Below are 16,823 nucleotides of genomic sequence, written 5' to 3'. Positions count from 1 at the left end.
GTCTGGATCGTGCGGAGAGTCGGTCGGGCAGGCCCCGGCCGGCTCGGCTCACTCGGCCTTCAGGAAGTCGAGCAGCTTGTCGATCGCGCCCTGCTTGTCGAGCCCCTCCAGCGCGCCGTATTCGGCGGCGAGACGGTCGAGCGCCTGCTCGAAGATCTGCCGTTCGGAGAAACTCTGGTCCGGCTGGCCGGCATTGCGGTGCAGGTCCCGCACCACTTCGGCAATCGCCATCGGGTCGCCGGAATTGATCTTCGCCTCGTATTCCTGCGCCCGGCGCGACCACATCGTGCGCTTCACCCGGGCACGGCCCTTGAGAGCGGCGAGCACCTCGTCGAACTGCTTGCGGCTGGAGAGCTTTCGCAGGCCCGCCGTGCGCGCCTTGTTCACCGGCACCCGCAGGGTCATGCGGTTTTCGTCGAAGGTGATGTGGATCAGTTCGAGCTTCTGGCCGGCGATCTCCTCGGCGGCGATGCGCTCAACCTTGCCAACGCCATGAGTAGGGTAGACGACGTGATCGCCGGGTTTGAAGGTTTCGGCCTTGGCAATCGCGCGTTGCGGCAGCACGGGACGCGGGCCTGGCGGGGGCAGCGCATCGCGTTCGACTTCGGAAGTTTCGGGTTCAGTCTGGGCGGTATTCGGGCTGGGCATATCGGGCTGTGAGTCCTTCTCGGTCTTGGCCGCCTGTGCATCGGCGGCAGTTCTGGCGGTGCGGCGTGGCGTCGCCTTTTCTGGCCGCAGTTCAGTTGGGGGAGCCGCCACTTTACTGGCAGCCTTTGAACGGGACGCCTTGGCACTGTTGCTGACTTCCGCACCGGCGGACGCCGGATCGGTAGGAGCGGGTCGTTTCATGCTGAACCTCGAAAGCGAAGCGATCAAGGGCGCGTATCGCACCACTCAAAAGCCGGACGAACACCGGATCAGCATTGATACCACAAATTTCAGTCCCGGTGAACGCCCGGCCGCGGAACGCTCAATCCTTGTGTGGTTCCGGCGACAGCAACTCCGCCTTGCCAGGCCGGTCCTTCCACTCGTCAGCATCCGCTGGCGGGGTCCCCTTCCTCGTGATGTTCGGCCAGGCGGCCGCGAGTTCACGGTTTTTCTCGATCCAGGCTGATGCCTTGGAGTCGGAATCAGGGACAATGGCCTCGGCCGGGCATTCGGGCTCGCACACACCGCAGTCGATACATTCGTCCGGGTGGATCACCAGCATGTTCTCGCCCGCGTAGAAACAGTCGACCGGACAGACCTCGACGCAGTCCATATACTTGCACTTGATGCAGTTTTCGGTGACCACATAGGTCATCGGGCACTCCTGAGCATGGGATGGATCGATCGGCGATATGCCCCCAACAGCCCGCCAGCGCAAGGCGGCGGCCTGCATCAGTCCTCTGCAACAATCTCGTAGAGCAGGCGCGCCTCGGCGGCAGGGCCGCGTCGCGCACCCAGCGCGATCACCCGCACGACCAGGATTCCCTGCGGCAAGGCGAGGGTCAGCACATCGCCGGGACGGAGTTTTGCATGCGGCTTTTCGGTGATCTGACGATTGATCCTCACGCCGCCAGCCGCGACGAGCCGTGCCGCGACGCCGCGGGTCTTGGCGAAACGCGCATGGAACAGGAACTTGTCGAGCCGTTGCCAGGCGGCATCCTCGCCGCCTGCCGGCTCAGGAGGCGGCACGCCGAAGCGCGGCCAGCGCCGCGAAGGGATGGTCGGGATTGGGCGGCGGGGCCGGGCGCGCGACCTTGCGCGGCGCTGCCGCCGGCCCGCGCTTGTGGCGCCGCAATTCAACCATCGGCGGGCGCGGCGGACCGAACATGCCCGGCGCCATCGCCTCACCGGGAATGAGACGCAGGCCGAGGCCGCGCAGCACCGCCGGCAGATCCTCCAGGCCCACGCCCAGCCGCGGAGCGAGCATCTGCGGCACCGGCGCCGGGCGGCGGCGGGCGGCATGGCGCAGTTCGCCCGCCAGACGCTCGGCGATATCGAGGCGAATCGCCCGCGGACCGGCCACCACCCAGCCGAGATACGCGGCGAGCCCCGCCGGCCAGTCCGGCGCCGGAATCGAGACGAGGCCGGGCGCAGGCAGGTCGGGCAGCGCCCGGCGGTGCCAGGCGGACCACAGCACCGCCCGCAGCACCGCCGCGCGGGGTTTCAGCAGCGCCGGCATGTAGAGCGCGAAAGCGCCCTCCCGCACACCGATCCGGCGCAGTTGCGCCCGCAATTCCCCCCCCGCCCCGCCCGGCGCCAGCACGCCGGCCTGCTCGGCCAGCCGGTGCAGCGGCCCGCGCAGCGCCGGATCCGCCTCGGCCGCCTTCGCCGCGGCGAAGAGCGGCGCCAGCCCCTCGGCGATCACGCCATCGACGAAGCGGGCGAGCCGCGCGCGCACGGCCTCGCGCTGCGATCCGTCGAGAAACTCGCTGTCGATCACCTCGACCGCCGGCGCCAGCAGCGTGGCGCCGCGCCGCAGCCGGGCGACGGGCACGCCCTGCCAGGCAATCGCGCCCGCCGGCCCGAGCGCGAAGTCGCCATCCCCCGCCGCCTCCAGCCGGGAGACCCGGCGCGGCATCTCGCCTGCCAGGGCGCGCCGCGCCGCCCGCAGCACGATCCGCTTGTCCGCCCCGCCCACCGAGGCGTCCGGCTCGAAACGGAACCCCTCGATCCGCCCGACCGGATGCCCCTCGACCACCACATCGCCCGCCCGCGTCACGGCGGACAGCAGCTCGGCGGTCTCGGCCTGTTCCAGCCGCCGGGTCAGCCGCGCCGCCCGGCGATCGACGAAGCGGGCCATCAGCTTCTCGTGCAGCGCGTCAGAGAGCAGGTCCTCCGCCTCGCGCGCGCGGCCCTGCCAGTGCGCGGCATCGCGCACCCAGTCGGCGCGGGCGGCGATATAGGCCCAGATCCGCACCTCGGTCAGCCGCTGCATCAGCGTGTCGATATCGCCATCGGTGCGCCCGAGCCCGCCGATCTGCCCGGAAACCCAGTCCTGCGGCAACACGCCATCGCGCAGCAGATGGGTGAAGACCCGCGCGCAGAGCCGCGTGTGGTGGTCGGTGGCGAGCTTGCGGAAATCCGGGATCTGGCACGCCTCCCAGAGCAGCCGCACGGCGCGGCCGCCCCGCGCGGCTTCGCGGATCGCCGGGTCGTGCGCCAGCGCCGACAGCACGAGCACATCCGACGCATCGTTGCCGCGCACGAGCCCCGCGCGGTCGGGTGGCGCGAGCAGGCTGGCCAGCAGCGCATCGGGCGAGGCGAAATCCAGCGCCGCGTTTCGCCAGGCGAGCTGTTCCAGCGGCTCGAAGGCATGCGCCTCGACCGCGCCGACCAGTTCCTCGGTCAGCGGCGGGCAGGTGCCAGTGGAGCCGAACGTGCCGTCGCGCATCCCCCGCCCGGCGCGGCCGGCGATCTGCGCCACCTCGCTCGCGGTCAGCAAACGCGGGCGGTGCCCGTCGAATTTCGACAGTCCGGCGAAGGCGACATGGTCGACATCCATGTTCAGCCCCATCCCGATCGCATCGGTCGCGACCAGGAAATCGACTTCCTTTTCCTGATAGAGCGCCACCTGGGCGTTGCGCGTGCGCGGCGAGAGCCGCCCCATGACCACCGCGCAGCCGCCGCGCCGGGTGCGCACCGCCTCGGCGATCGCGTAGACCTCGGCGGCCGAGAAGGCGACGATGGCCGAGCGCGGCGGCAGGCGGGAGAGCTTGGCCGGCCCTGCATGCGACAGCCGCGACAGGCGCGGCCGCGTTTCGATCTCGGCCTCGGGCACGAGACGGCGGAGCAGCCGGCGGATCGTCTCGGCGCCGAGGAACATGGTCTCCACCATGCCGCGCGCGTGAAGCAGACGGTCGGTGAAGACGTGGCCGCGATCGGGATCGGCGCAGAGCTGAATCTCGTCCACTGCGACGAATTCGACCTTCCGGTCGAGCGGCATGGCCTCGACGGTGCAGCTGAACCAGCGCGCCTCGGCCGGCACGATCTTTTCCTCGCCGGTGATCAGTGCCACATGCCGCGCCCCCTTCGCGGCCACCATCCGGTCGTAATTCTCGCGCGCGAGCAGGCGGAGCGGAAAGCCGATGATTCCGGAGGAATGGGCCAGCAGCCGTTCGATGGCGAGATGGGTCTTGCCCGTGTTGGTCGGGCCAAGCACCGCCTTCACACGCGGGGCGAATCCGGACATGAGCCGAGTTTGGCGTTTCCGCCGGCAAATGCAAGGCGCAACCCACCGCGCGGCGATTGCAGAACCGCAACACCTCCCCTATCTCGCGGAGCACGATCCGCTCCATGAGCGCGACACCTTGCCGTGAGGATTTTCTGATGAACACCGCAACCGCGACCGACCGTCCGTTCGACGCCGAAGTGGGCCGCCTGCTCGACCTGGTGGTTCATTCGCTCTACTCCGAGCGCGAGATATTTCTCCGCGAACTCGTCGCCAATGCTGCCGACGCGACCGACCGGCGCCGCTTCCTCGCCCTGTCGGACGAGAGCCTGGCGCTGCCCGAAGGTGCTGCCATCCGCATCAGCATCGACAAGCCGGCACGCACCATCACGATCGCCGATGACGGCATCGGCATGACCGGGGAGGACCTGGCCAGCCATCTCGGCACCATCGCCCGGTCCGGCACCAGAGCCTTCACCGCCAGCCTCGCCGAGGCGAAGCCCGAGGACCGGCCGAACCTGATCGGCCAGTTCGGCGTCGGCTTCTATTCCGCCTTCATGGTGGCGGACCGCGTCGAGGTGACCTCCCGCCGCGCCGGCACCGACGCCGCGCACAAATGGTCCTCCGAGGGCACCGGCGGCTATCGCATCGAGACGGCGACCCGCGAGACCCCGGGCACCGACATCGTGCTCCACGTCAAATCCGATGCCGACGAGTTCCTCGAACCCGTCCGCCTCGAGACGATTCTGCGCAAATGGGCCGACCACATCTCCGTCCCGGTCGAGATCGAGCGTGACGGCAAGTTCCAGAAGGCGAACGAGGGCACCGCGCTCTGGCGCCGTCGCAAGGCCGACATCGCCGAGAAGGACTACACCGAGTTCTACCGCCATCTCGGCCACATGTTCGACGAGCCCTGGGCGACGATCCACTGGAGTGCCGAGGGCACGGTGGAGTTTTCCGCCCTGCTCTTCATCCCCGGCCGCTCGCCCTTCCCGGTCACCGAGGATGACCGCGAATCGCATGTCCGCCTGCATGTGAAGCGGATGTTCATCACCGACGACGCGAAGCTCCTGCCCTCCTGGCTCCGCTTCGTCGAGGGCGTGGTCGACACCGAGGACCTGCCGCTCAACGTCTCGCGCGAGATGCTGCAATCCACCCCGGTCCTCGCCCGCATCCGCAAGGCGCTGGTCAACCGCGTGCTGGGCGAGCTGAAGACCCGCGCGAAGGAGAGCGAAGCCTATCGCGGGTTCATCGAGCAGCACGGCCCGATGCTGAAGGAAGGCATCTACGACGACGCCGACCACCGCAACGACATTGCCGCCCTCGCCCGCTTCCGCAGCACGCATGGCGAGGAGCTGACCTCGCTCGACGACTATATCGCGCGGATGAAGGACGGACAGCAGGACATCTATTACATCACTGGCGAGGACCCCGCGCGCCTCGCCGCCTCGCCGCAGATCGAGGGCCTGCGGGCGAAGGGCTACGAGGTGCTGCTGCTCTCCGACCAGATCGACTTCTTCTGGCCCGAGCGGCTCGGCACCTATGAGGGGCACAAGCTCGTCCATGCCGGCCAGGCCCGCGAGATGTTCGACGCCGCGGAGACGCCGGAGGCGATGAAGACGCTGATCGACGCGCTGAAATCAGCCCTCGGCGAGCAGGTCGGCGAGGTCCGCGCCTCGAGCAGGCTGACCGACAGCCCCGCAGCCCTCGCCGCCGGCGAGGCGCAGCCCGACCTCGCCCTGCAACGCCTGCTGCGCCGCGCCGGCCGCCCGAGCTTCGCGCCGGCGCCGGCGCTGGAACTCAACCCGGCGCACCGACTGATCGAGGGGCTCATCGCGCGCGCCGCCGCCGGCGAGGCCATGGACGACTGGGCCGCCCTGCTGCTTGACCTCGCCCGCATCCAGGATGGGGAATCACCAGTGGACCCGGCCCGGTTCGCCCGCCTGGTGGCGGACAGGATGGCCGGCAACGCCGCCTGACATTTCGGGGCGCCGACCGGGCTGACCGGTCGGCGCCGCAACCCTATCGAACCGCCGCCTTGGCTCAGGCGAGCGGCGCGGCCGCGCTCTCCTGCCGCACCTGCTCGGCCTGACGCAACAGGCGAAGAAAATTGGCACCCCAGATCTTCTCCAGCGCCGCACGATCGTAGCCGCGACGCAGCAGTTCCGCGGTCAGCGCCGGGGTTTCGGCCGCATTCATGTAACCGGCGACGCCGCCGCCACCATCGAAATCGGTGCCGATGCCGACATGTTCGATCCCGATCCGGCGGACCACGTAGTCGACATGATCCGCGATCGCCTCCACCCCGATCTCCGAGGGTTTCGCGCCCCGCTTCAGAAACGCCGAAACCATGGTGATCTGGATCAGCCCGCCGGTCGCGGCCAGCGTGTCGAGCTGTTCGTCGTCGAGATTGCGCGGATGGTCGCAGAGCGCCCGCGCGCAGGAATGGGTGGCGATCACCGGCGTGCGCGAGAGCCGGGCCGCCTGCATCATCGTCGATTTCGCGGTGTGGCTGACATCGACGAGAATGCCGAGATCGTTCATCCGCGCCACCGCCGCCCGCCCGAGCTCCGAAAGCCCGCCATGCAGCGCCGCGCCATCGCCGTGTTCGGGGCGTGGGATGGCGGCATCCGCAAGATCGTTATGCCCGTTATGGGTCATTGTCATGTAGCGGACGCCGCGCGCGGCGAAATCATCGAGGGTTGCGAGGTCCCCACCCAGGGCGGCGCCATTCTCCACCACGGGGATCACCGCGAACCTGCCGCCCCGATGCGCGGCCTCGACCTCATCGGCCGTCACGGCGAGGCTTGTGCCGGGCTGGCGCCCCATGGCCGCAATCGCATCGAGCATCGCCAGCGCCCGCTCCTTCGCCGCGGTGCCGCAAGCCGGGATTCGGCGTCCTTGCGGGACGTAAGCGGCAAAGCAGACCGCTCCGACCCCGCCGCGCCGGACCTTCGGCAGGTCGACGCAACGCGGCCCGTCATGCATGAAATCAGGGCCTTCAGGCCAGGGGATGTCGACATGCGTGTCGATGACCAGAAGATCGGCGTGATCGTGATGTGTCATGAGGCAACCCTCGCCGGAGGCAGCCCGTCCGGTCAAGAGCGGAGCCGCTCAACCGAGGCCAAATATCCCGTAGAGTCGCAACATTGGCGGCCAGGCCCGACCGATGGGACCATGCAGCGCGAACAGCAGGACGATCACCACCAGCAATGCGCCGCCGGAAACGATCCATTGCGCCCGCTCGGACGGCCAGATTTCAGCCGGTGCTACGGCCACCCTCCGTGCCTCAACAACCACGGAGGGTTCGGGAACCGGAAGCGGCGCCGGTTCGGGCATGACGAGCGGGGGCTCCGGCACCGGTTCGGATACCGGCGCGGGCGCGGCCTCGTCCGGCGCGGCCTCGGCTTTGGCTTCTACTTCGGCGTCCGCTTCGGCGGGCGCGGGAAGCGGCGTCGCCTCGGCCGCCGCGGCCTCGGGCGTCAGATCCCAGACATGCCCGCATGCGGCACACCGCACGGCGGCGGGTAGTCGCGCCGCCATTTCGACCGGCAGAGCGTACACAGCCTCGCAATTCGGACACGCAGCGCGCATGGCGCGTTTCATGGCAGTTTCGCTCCACCCGCGCAACCGCCGCGGCACGAGCCGGATGCCGGTTGATCGTGACCGGGAGCCGGGGCATTGAAGAGCGATGATCCGCTTCACCCATGTCGGGCTGCGCTACGGCAAGTCTCCGGGCACCGAGTCCGTTGCGCTCGACGATATCGACTTCGAGATCCCGGAGGGCGGGTTCCGCTGGCTCACCGGCCCTTCGGGCGCCGGCAAGACCAGCCTTCTCAAGCTCATGTATCTCGCCCTGCATCCGAGCGAGGGGAGGATCGACCTGTTCGGCACCCCCACATCGAGGCTCGACCGGCGGGGGATCGCCTTGCTGCGCCGGCGGATCGGCGTCGTGTATCAGGATTTCCGGCTGCTCCAGCACCTCACCGCCTTCGATAATGTGGCCCTGCCGCTGCGCCTCGCCCGGCGCAAGGAGGCGCAGGTCCGCGCCGATGTCACCGAGCTGCTCCGCTGGGTCGGCCTGTCCGGCCGGCTCGACCACCGGCCGGACGAGATGTCCGGCGGCGAACAGCAGCGCGTCGCGATCGCCCGCGCGGTGATCGCCAAGCCATCACTGCTCGTCGCCGACGAACCCACCGGCAATCTCGACGACGACCAGGCGGAGCGGCTGATGCATCTCATCCGCTCGCTGAACCGGCTCGGCACCACGGTCATCGTCGCCACCCACAATCTCGGCCTCGTCGCCCGCCACCCCGCGCCGATGATCGAACTGCAGGATGGAAGAATGACATGGCACGGCTAGGTGGACCCCGGCATGGCTAGGCGGCGCCACGCCTCGCGCGCCGACCGGATCGGCCTGCGCGCCGCGATGGCGGACCGGCTGCTGCCCTTCGTGGTGGCGGCGATGTCCTTCCTCGCGGCGCTGGCGCTGGCCGGCAGCATCGCCGCCGGCACGCTGGCGACACACTGGCTCAGCGGTGCACAGGGGCTCATGACGATCGAAGTCGGCTCACCATCGGCGCCGGCCATCGCCGGCAACACCTCGCGTGCCGACGCCGTGCTGCGGCAGATGAAAGCGATGCCCGGCTTCAGCGATGCGCGCCGGCTTTCCGATGCCGAGTTGTCGGATGTGCTGAAACCCTGGCTCGGCTCCGCCGCGAGCGGAAACAACCTGCCGATAGCCTTGCCGGCGGTGATCGTGGTCCACGCGGAGACGGGATCGGTCGACGCCGCAACGCTTGCGAAGACCCTCGACAAGACCGCGCCGGGGACGCTGGTCGATTCCGGATCGCGCTGGGCCGGCCGGATCGCGGAGCTGACGGACAGTATCCGTGCCTCGGCGGCGGCGGTTCTTGTGATCGTGGCGCTGGTCGCAGCCTCGGTCGTCGCGGTCGCGGTGCGGGCGGGCCTTGCCCAGCGGCGGGAAGCGATCGAGATCATTCACGGGCTTGGCGCGCTGGATTCCGACATTGCCAACCAGTTTGCCGGACGCGCGATGCGCCTTGCCGGACTGGGCGGGCTGATCGGCGGCCTCGCCGCGCCGCCCGTGCTGGCCTGGGTCGGCCATCTCGCCGCAGGTCTGATGATCGCCCCCTCATCGGCGACCGGCGCGCATTCGCCGATCATGGCGTTGCCACCCGTGCTGGTGGCAACGCCCCTGATCTTCACCATTGCCGCCGCGGTGATCGGCTGGATCGCGGCGCAGGTGACGGTGCGCGGCTGGCTCCGGCAACTGACGTGAAGCCGGCCGACGACATGGGGTTGGGGCGGCCCCGCAGGCCGGCGCGGCGGCGCGCCGGCCGCCTGCGCTGGGCAATCGGCTTCATGCTGGCCGTGCTGCTGATCTGGATGGGCAGCTTCGGCTGGTTCCTCAATCTGATCGCCGCCGAACATGCGCAAAATCCGATGCCGCACGCGGATGGCATCGTTGTGCTCACCGGCGGTGCGGAAAGGGTGAAGGCCGGCCTCGAACTGCTCATGGCCGGCGCGGCGCCGCGCCTGCTGATCTCCGGCGCCGGCGAGGGCACATTTCTGGGCGACTTCACGGTGAGGGACGGGATCGATGCCAACGCCAAGGCCCGCGACATCGATATCGGTCACTCGGCCGCCAGCACACGGGGAAATGCACGCGAGACCGCGGCTTGGGCCGGGCGGTATCACATCGCCTCACTCATCGTCGTCACCGCCGACTATCACATGCCGCGCGCAATGATCGACCTCCATCGCGCCATGCCCGACGTCAGGCTCATTCCCGAACCCGTCCGCCCGCCCGCGATGACCCATCCAAGCCAGCCCCACATGCTGAAAATCCTGATGGCGGAGTTCATCAAGTATATCGCCGTGCGGCTGCATCTGGACGGCATCGCGGCCCATCGAATAGAGGCTCATGGCTGATGTTCCTGCTGGGATCACTTTTGTTCCACGCCTTTATCGTGGTGTCCGGCCTCACCGCCGGTTTGTGGGCGAATTTGCTGCTGCGCATCTCGCCCGAAAAGGTTCTGCCGTTCGGCCAGGCCTGGGCGCGCATCGCACTGCGGGCGCTGCGGGCACTCTGCGGGATCAGGATCGTCTATGAGGGGCTCGAAAACATTCCCGAAGGCCCGGTGATCCTCGCCGCCCAGCACCAGTCGGCGCTGGATACGATGATCTGGTTCACCCAGTTGGCGAAACCGGCCTATGTGATGAAACAGGAACTCAGCCGGATCCCGGTGCTTGGGCCTCTTCTCATTCCCTCCGGCCAGATCCCGCTCGACCGATCCGGCGGGGCGAAAGCGCTGCGGGATCTGACCGAACGGGTCCGTGCCGCGGCAGCGAGCGGCCGGCAGATCATCATTTTCCCCGAAGGTACCCGCGTGGCGCCCGGCGAACGGACCCGATTGCAGCCCGGCATCGTCGCGATCGCCAAGGCGACCGGCCTGCCCGTCCTGCCGGTCTCGACGGATTCGGGGCGTGCGTGGGGCCGCAACTCCATCCGCAAGCACCCTGGCATCGTACACGTCCAGGTGCATCCGCCGCTGCCGGCGGGCCTTGACCGCGCGGCGATGCTTCGCGCTCTGGAAATCATTTTTTACGGAGAGACATGCTGTGGATAACTCTGTGCGCAATTATCGGCAGTCCCTGAAGAACGTTGTGAGTAGATTTTCATAAGAATATGTTTTATAATGATTTTCATCTTATGTTCTGGTCGGTTTACGGATACCGCCGCCGATGGGGATAAACGAACGGGTCAGGTTTTCGATGGTCCCGCCACAATGGAGGACAAAAGCTGGAATTGGTAAATTTCGCCGTTTCGCTTATGTGATCCCGTTATGTGGTTGACGGACTTCAGTACACTGCTCGGCTCGGCTGCGGGCAGCCCTCCGCTTGAGATCACGACGATCATTCTCGGCACCTTCATCCTCGAAGATGCCGCGACACTGCTTGCCGCAATGCAGGTTGCCGCCGGCGCCGTGTCGCTGCCGATCGCGCTGGGCTCGCTCTATGCCGGCATCGTGCTTGGCGACATCGGGCTTTATTGGCTCGGTCGCCTGTCCGGCCGCCATCCCTGGGCGCACCGGCTGGTGCCGCAGCGCCGGCGCGATATCGGGCGGGATTGGGTGAGCGTACGGATCATACCCGTGGTTCTGGTCAGCCGCTTTATCCCCGGCCTGCGCCTGCCGACCTACACAACATGCGGATTCCTTCGCGCGCCATTTCTTGCATTCGTGGCGGCGGCGATTCTCGCGACGCTCGCCTGGACGAGCCTGCTGTTCTTTGTCAGCCTGAAGCTTGGAGCGCTGATGGTGCGCTATCTCGGCCCATGGCGCTGGGTTGGACTGGCTGTTTTCGTGGTGATCCTGATCATGGTAGGCAGGATCGCCGCACGGTGGCATGCTGACCGGATCGGAAAGGACGCCCTATGAGCGATGTCTCCCCAGCGTCGAGCGTTTCGGCGGGGTCGGCCGGGCGACGGGATGCCAGTCCCGTCTCGTTCTTCGAATTTTGGCCTGGTTTCATCTTCTATGCTCCCGTTGCGCTGTTCTGGCTGTTTCAGTCGATCAGGCACCGCAGCGTGACGCTCCCCGCGCTGACCAACCCCCGCATCGAGGCCGGCGGAATTTGCGGCGAGTCGAAGAACGATATTCTTGATCTGTGCGGCCCGGAGGCCCGGCGGTGGATTGCCCCCTATGTCGGGATCACGACGCCTGCGCATCATGGCGGGGACCTGGCAATGGCCGAAGCCGCCATGCGGCAGGCAGGCCTCGCCTATCCAGTCGTGGCGAAGCCGGACATGAGCTGCAATGGCGCGGGCGTTCGCCTCGTGGAGAACGACGCGGCTCTCGCCGCCTATCTCGCCGAGTTCCCCCGGGCAACACGTCTTCAGATACAGGCGCTGGTGCCACATGAGGGCGAGGCCGGACTGTTCTATATCCGTGATCCCGGTGCCGCACGTGGCAGGATTACATCGATCACGCTCAAATATGCCCCCGTCGTTATCGGCGACGGGCGCTCGCGCATTCGCGACCTGATCGGCGTTGACGCCCGGCTGAACGCGGTTGCCGATTTGCTGCTTGCCAAGCTCGGAGCTGGCGCCGCGCGCATACCCGAAGCCGGGGAACGGGTGCGGCTCGTTTTCGTTGGCAATCATTGCCGCGGGTCGACCTTCAAGGATGGCCGGCACCTGATCACCCCTGAACTCACCGATCGGATCGACAGGATCGCGCGCGACATTCCGGATTTCCATTTCGGCCGGTTCGACCTTCGCTACACATCCGCGAACGCGCTACGCAGAGGCGAGGGCTTCTCGATTATCGAGGTCAATGGCGCCGGCTCCGAAGCCACCCACATCTGGGATCCGCAAACCACGATCAGGGAAGCTTACCGGGCGCAGTTCTTTCATTACGGCGCCGCGTTCAGGATCGGGGCCGCGATGCGCGCGCAGGGTGTGCCACGATACGGCACCCTGCGTCTGCTCCGGGCATGGCGACGGCAGAAGGCGCTCATGGCGCTCTACCCGACCAACGACTGATCCGATTGCAAGGACGGCATGCTCGCGCCGCCGCGAGCGATGCCAGGCGCCAAACCGACAGAAATCAGCAGCGAATCCCCAGCGCTTCCAGCGTCGAACGGCTATCGCGCAGGAAGCTCTCCATGCCGATTGCAAGGGCCGCGCGCATCTCCGGCCGGTCACCCATCGCCTCCGCTGCCCAGCGTTCGATCGTGTCGCGGTCGGGCAATGACAGGCTCGCCCCTTCGACGGCCGATTCTGACCGCTCCTGTTGACGCAACACGGCAAGCGCCCCGGCCGCCGGCATTTTGAATCCGCCGCCCAGTGCCGGCACGGCGAAAGCGACAGTTTCGGTCATCGCAGTACCCGCCGCCTGGGAGGCGAACATAATGCCGTTCAACGCGCGGGCAGGTGCCGTCATCGCCCGGCCGGGCGCCGGAACAAGTACCGCCTGTCCGGTGCCCACAAGCAGGGCGGCAAGCTCAGCAGGGTTGTCGGATGCCGGCGAGGCGCCGCTCGGTCGGGCCAGGCTCAACAACTCCTCAACCGACGCCACCCCTTGCGCGAGACGAGCAAAGACCGGTTCGTAGAATGCAGGATTCATGCCGATTTCGCCCATCGGGGTTGGAATGCCTAATCGGCGTTGGGAATGCGGCAAAGCGAGACCGAGCGTCAGGCCGCGCAGAATGTCATCGCGCGCGACCATCGCGATCCGGCTTCCGCCGCGAACGTATATGTCATGGCGCAACGGCCGGCCGAGAGTGACGTCCTTGATCAGTTCGGTCATCGCCGAATCGCTGAATTTCCTGGCCATTTCCAGCGCCGCGGGAGGTAACGTCACCTCGGCGATACTATCCAGCGCATGCGAGGAGCCGACATAGCTCAACCCCGCCTTCGAGAATGCCGCCGCGACATCGGCGTGGAAGCAGGGCCGCCAGTCAGCATTCATGAACTCATGGGCAAGATACGCCGAAGGCTTGTCGGCGAGCATCTGCAACATGGCACGCGTCCGCTCATCCGTCGCCTCGCCAAGTGGCCCGAAAAGATGGCGTACGACCTCGAAACCCCGCTCGACCTGGCGGTCCGCCCGATCGGCGAGTCTGAGCCCGGTTTCCCGCACAAGGCGTTGCAGCCCCACCATGCCACCCCAGCCCGGAAGCAGGTTGTAGCTGACATGACACAAGCCGCCGGGAGCCAGCCGCCGCTCAAGCAAACGAAGGATGCCGGCGCGGACAGCATCGCTGACCCAGGTCCAGACGCCATGGAGGCTTGCCGCATCGACCTCGGGGAGTTCCGCATCGTCGAACTGGGCGAGATCCGCCTCGATAAACCGGCAATTCCGAATGCCGGCCCGTGCCGCCATTTCCCGCGCTTCAGCGAGATGCGCCGGGTTGAAGTCGATGCCGGTAACGGTCCAGCCAGGGTTTGCGACTGCCATGACCAGCGCCGTGAAACCACGGCCGGACCCTATATCGAGGAAATGAAAGGCCTCGTCCGGACCAGGCATACGCGCGTGCTGGCCCGTCAGCAGCGCCACGAGCGCCATCAGCCGCGGAGACTGTTCAACGTAATAGCCGCTGGAATACACGATATCGGTCACATATCCGTGACCCGTATTCATGCGCGCGAATCTCTTTTTGCGACCGCAATCATCACATCTACATCCTTAATCCCGATACAAAACGCTAGGCAAACCAGAGACGGACAGCAATGCCTCTACCGGCGCTGAACCAGAATTGGTTCCATTTTCCGAGACCGCGCCCCCAATGACGATATCGGGTCGATCTTGCGCGCCATGGCCGTGGCGATTCCACGATTTCCAATGTGATGCCGCGCAGCAACGAGATGAAGCATGGATGACACATATATCTCGGCGAGACCAACCAATCGCGCCGACATCATGATGAAGCGCTGAAAATGAGGGGCTTCCATGACATGATGTAAATATCCATGTCGTCCGGCAGCCGTTATGGCCGGGGTTCACTGATTTTCATGGCAAACCCGCCAGAATTCGAGCAGAGGCCGCCTATGGACCAGCTTTCCCTTATCAACACCTTTATCCGGGTTGCCGAGCGCGGGTCGTTTTCTGCCGTAGCGCGTGATTTCAACACATCGCAGCCGGTGATCTCCCGCCAGATCGCCGCCCTGGAAGACCAGCTCGGTGTCAGGCTGATTCAGCGCACGACCCGAAGACTCTCGCTGACCGAGGACGGCCAGATCTACCTTGAGCATGCGAAAGCGGTCGCCGACGCCGTCGATGCCGCCACGGCAAGCGTCGGCAGCGCCCGGAAGACCCCAACCGGGCAGGTGCGCCTCGGCGTTCCCACGGCTGTCGGCCTCTATCTTGCAGCGAGGCTTCCCGAGTTCTTTGCCCGCAATCCTGAAATCTCGCTCGACCTCAAGATGCGCGACGGCGCGTTCGACCTGATCGAGGAAGGGTTGGATCTCGTGATTTCGGTGGTCGAGGCAACGCAGGCGAGCGTGATCACCCGGGTTGTGGGGACGGCAGCCTCGGTTCTGGTCGCCTCTCCCGCCTATGTCGCCGCACGCGGCGCGCCTGACACCCCTCAGGACCTGCTGCGGCATGAATGCATCGTCTACACACGGCCCGGCGCGGATAGGGAATGGCGCTTCGCGCGCGATGGGATCGAGGAAACGGTCAGCGTGCAGGGCCGATTCCACGTCGATTCGAGCGAGGCCGTGCGCCGCGCCGCGCGAGCGGGGCTGGGGGTCGCTCTCCTGCCACGGCTGACCACGATCGACGATGTCGTCGCAGGGCGCCTGGTCACCCTGCTCGACACGTTCGTGCCGATGAACGTGAAGATCCACGCGATCCTGCCTTCGCGCCGGTATATTCCGGCGCGCACGAGGGCCATTCTCGATTTCCTCCAGGAGGAACTGGAGAAGACCCCCTTCCTGCAATCAACGGCGGGGATGGCGGGCGTTCATGCGCCGATCTTCGACTGAAGTCCTCGACCCGGGGATGCCGGGCGCGGCAGCCCCCTCAGCGGGCGACCTCGCCCTGCCGCGCCCGGCCTGATTGAACGAGAGCGAACTGCACCGGGCCATAGGTGCTGGTGAGAGCAAGGGACGGCTGGCCGGGGAGTGCTGGCGTGGCGCGCGCGAGGCGCACGCCGCCCAACGCCGACCCGAAGCCGGCCAGCAGCGCAACCGTTAACGACGCAACGGCAATGAGTTTCTGCACGATCAGTCTCCAGAGACGAATACGAATCCGAGCGACAACCTCGTCGCCCAGCCATGTTGCACTGCGATATGGCCTCGTTGCCGGGCAATGACCATGCCGGATTTCACATTTCTTTCATGAACCTGCGGGATGAATTGGCGGTTGTGCGCGGCGATTTCGCCTGGCCCCGCTATCCGCGGGCGACCGCGGGCTTGGAGCGCGTTCCGATCCCGATGGATCGGGTGTCGTGCTCTATGAGATTGATAATCAGAGCGTCTTTATCCGATCAGATGACTCCATCTGATCGGATAAAGATGCTCTAGCTCCGGCGCAGCGCCGACAGCGCGGCGTCCGCCTCATCCGGATCGAGATCGACCGCACGCTCGGCGATATCACGGGTGAAGCCGCCTCGCGCGAGGGCCGCGAGGGCCCGCACCCGTTCGCCGGGGCCGAAGGGCGGCAGGCGCCGGCGGCGCAGATAGGCGCAGGCCGCGGCGAGATCGCGCGCCGGATCTTCCGGCACCACTGTCTCGGCCAGAACCGCCTCCACCCCCTTGTCCACCAGATGCGCCAGCGTCGCCCGGCGTGACTTGCCCTGACGGATCAAGCGGCGCGCCCGACCATCCGCGAACGCCGCATCGTCGATCGCCCCCACCGCGCTCAACGCCGCAACCACCGCCGGAACGGCGGCCCGCGCCGCGCGGACAGCGGCTGCGATCGCCTCGGCCTCGAGCCCGGCCAGTTCGGCTGCCCGCGCCCAGCGATCGATCCGGCGGTTCAGAACGCGCGCAAGTCCTGCCCTTGTTGCCGCGAAACGGGCCAGATGCGCGAGCGCGCCCTCGCGCAGCGAAGCCTCGTCCGGCGGCTTCGGGAGGGGCTTGGTCGCATTGCGGGTGGCATTGGGCATATCTGCATCCTGCCATGCGGGGGTGGCA

At 67.1% G+C, this 16,823-nt stretch carries 17 protein-coding genes; 8 read left to right on the top strand and 9 right to left on the bottom strand.

Features of this window, described 5'->3' with window-relative positions; all coding sequences use genetic code 11:
• Window positions 1-48 precede the first annotated feature (48 nt).
• From ACIDOCELLA78_RS000000101030 to ACIDOCELLA78_RS000000101015, 4 genes are all read right to left on the bottom strand, one after another.
• Window positions 49-648, bottom strand: a complete 600-nt coding sequence (locus tag ACIDOCELLA78_RS000000101030) for a CarD family transcriptional regulator (protein WP_249675196.1) — start codon at window positions 646-648, stop codon at window positions 49-51.
• A gap of 322 nt (window positions 649-970) precedes the next feature.
• Window positions 971-1,303, bottom strand: coding sequence for a ferredoxin FdxA (gene fdxA, locus ACIDOCELLA78_RS000000101025; protein WP_201728003.1), 333 nt, complete (start codon window positions 1,301-1,303; stop codon window positions 971-973).
• Window positions 1,304-1,380: 77 nt separating this feature from the next.
• The gene (locus ACIDOCELLA78_RS000000101020) at window positions 1,381-1,677 is read right to left on the bottom strand and encodes an RNA-binding S4 domain-containing protein (protein ID WP_201728002.1); all 297 of its coding nucleotides are present in this window, start codon (window positions 1,675-1,677) and stop codon (window positions 1,381-1,383) included.
• Window positions 1,664-4,177, bottom strand: coding sequence for a helicase-related protein (locus ACIDOCELLA78_RS000000101015; protein WP_201728001.1), 2,514 nt, complete (start codon window positions 4,175-4,177; stop codon window positions 1,664-1,666). The genes ACIDOCELLA78_RS000000101020 and ACIDOCELLA78_RS000000101015 overlap by 14 nt, the downstream gene beginning before the upstream one ends.
• 137 nt (window positions 4,178-4,314) lie before the next feature.
• On the opposite strand from ACIDOCELLA78_RS000000101015, the gene htpG reads away from it, so the two are divergent.
• On the top strand, window positions 4,315-6,135 hold the full coding sequence (htpG, locus tag ACIDOCELLA78_RS000000101010) for a molecular chaperone HtpG (protein WP_201728000.1): 1,821 nt from the start codon (window positions 4,315-4,317) through the stop codon (window positions 6,133-6,135).
• 64 nt (window positions 6,136-6,199) lie between these two features.
• On the opposite strand, the gene ACIDOCELLA78_RS000000101005 is transcribed toward htpG, so the two are convergent.
• On the bottom strand, window positions 6,200-7,222 hold the full coding sequence (locus tag ACIDOCELLA78_RS000000101005) for a dipeptidase (protein ID WP_201727999.1): 1,023 nt from the start codon (window positions 7,220-7,222) through the stop codon (window positions 6,200-6,202).
• 48 nt (window positions 7,223-7,270) lie between these two features.
• Window positions 7,271-7,762, bottom strand: a complete 492-nt coding sequence (locus tag ACIDOCELLA78_RS000000101000; RefSeq protein ID WP_249675194.1) for a zinc-ribbon domain-containing protein — start codon at window positions 7,760-7,762, stop codon at window positions 7,271-7,273.
• Between the two features lie 85 nt (window positions 7,763-7,847).
• Here ACIDOCELLA78_RS000000101000 and ftsE point away from each other — a divergent pair, with 85 nt between their 5' ends.
• The 6 genes from ftsE to ACIDOCELLA78_RS000000100970 all read left to right on the top strand — a co-directional run bounded on the left by ftsE (window position 7,848) and on the right by ACIDOCELLA78_RS000000100970 (window position 12,725).
• Window positions 7,848-8,519 (top strand): cell division ATP-binding protein FtsE, encoded by a 672-nt coding sequence (ftsE, locus tag ACIDOCELLA78_RS000000100995; protein WP_201727998.1) that lies wholly within the window; start codon window positions 7,848-7,850, stop codon window positions 8,517-8,519.
• A 12-nt stretch (window positions 8,520-8,531) separates the two neighbouring features.
• Window positions 8,532-9,458 carry an ABC transporter permease gene (locus ACIDOCELLA78_RS000000100990; RefSeq protein ID WP_201727997.1) on the top strand — a complete coding sequence of 309 codons (927 nt, stop codon included), beginning with the start codon at window positions 8,532-8,534 and terminating at the stop codon, window positions 9,456-9,458.
• An 83-nt stretch (window positions 9,459-9,541) separates the two neighbouring features.
• Entirely contained in the window at window positions 9,542-10,111 is a 570-nt protein-coding gene (locus ACIDOCELLA78_RS000000100985; RefSeq protein ID WP_249675192.1) for a YdcF family protein, read from the top strand.
• On the top strand, window positions 10,111-10,809 hold the full coding sequence (locus ACIDOCELLA78_RS000000100980) for a 1-acyl-sn-glycerol-3-phosphate acyltransferase (protein ID WP_201727995.1): 699 nt from the start codon (window positions 10,111-10,113) through the stop codon (window positions 10,807-10,809). Before ACIDOCELLA78_RS000000100985 ends, ACIDOCELLA78_RS000000100980 begins: the two co-directional genes overlap by 1 nt.
• A gap of 216 nt (window positions 10,810-11,025) precedes the next feature.
• On the top strand, window positions 11,026-11,619 hold the full coding sequence (locus ACIDOCELLA78_RS000000100975; protein WP_201727994.1) for a DedA family protein: 594 nt from the start codon (window positions 11,026-11,028) through the stop codon (window positions 11,617-11,619).
• The gene (locus ACIDOCELLA78_RS000000100970; protein WP_201727993.1) at window positions 11,616-12,725 is read left to right on the top strand and encodes a D-alanine--D-alanine ligase; all 1,110 of its coding nucleotides are present in this window, start codon (window positions 11,616-11,618) and stop codon (window positions 12,723-12,725) included. The genes ACIDOCELLA78_RS000000100975 and ACIDOCELLA78_RS000000100970 overlap by 4 nt, the downstream gene beginning before the upstream one ends.
• 64 nt (window positions 12,726-12,789) lie before the next feature.
• Here ACIDOCELLA78_RS000000100970 and ACIDOCELLA78_RS000000100965 read toward each other — a convergent pair whose 3' ends face one another.
• Window positions 12,790-14,250, bottom strand: coding sequence for a class I SAM-dependent methyltransferase (locus ACIDOCELLA78_RS000000100965; RefSeq protein WP_249675189.1), 1,461 nt, complete (start codon window positions 14,248-14,250; stop codon window positions 12,790-12,792).
• Between the two features lie 446 nt (window positions 14,251-14,696).
• Here ACIDOCELLA78_RS000000100965 and ACIDOCELLA78_RS000000100960 point away from each other — a divergent pair, with 446 nt between their 5' ends.
• Entirely contained in the window at window positions 14,697-15,671 is a 975-nt protein-coding gene (locus ACIDOCELLA78_RS000000100960) for a LysR family transcriptional regulator (protein ID WP_307850868.1), read from the top strand.
• 37 nt (window positions 15,672-15,708) lie between these two features.
• Here ACIDOCELLA78_RS000000100960 and ACIDOCELLA78_RS000000100955 read toward each other — a convergent pair whose 3' ends face one another.
• Window positions 15,709-15,909 (bottom strand): hypothetical protein, encoded by a 201-nt coding sequence (locus ACIDOCELLA78_RS000000100955; RefSeq protein WP_249675187.1) that lies wholly within the window; start codon window positions 15,907-15,909, stop codon window positions 15,709-15,711.
• Between the two features lie 298 nt (window positions 15,910-16,207).
• Entirely contained in the window at window positions 16,208-16,795 is a 588-nt protein-coding gene (locus tag ACIDOCELLA78_RS000000100950; RefSeq protein ID WP_201727990.1) for a RecX family transcriptional regulator, read from the bottom strand.
• Between the last annotated feature and the right edge of the window lie 28 nt (window positions 16,796-16,823).

It is taken from the genome of Acidocella sp. C78, from assembly GCF_907164655.1.
This window is presented reverse-complemented; position numbering and strand designations above follow the sequence as displayed.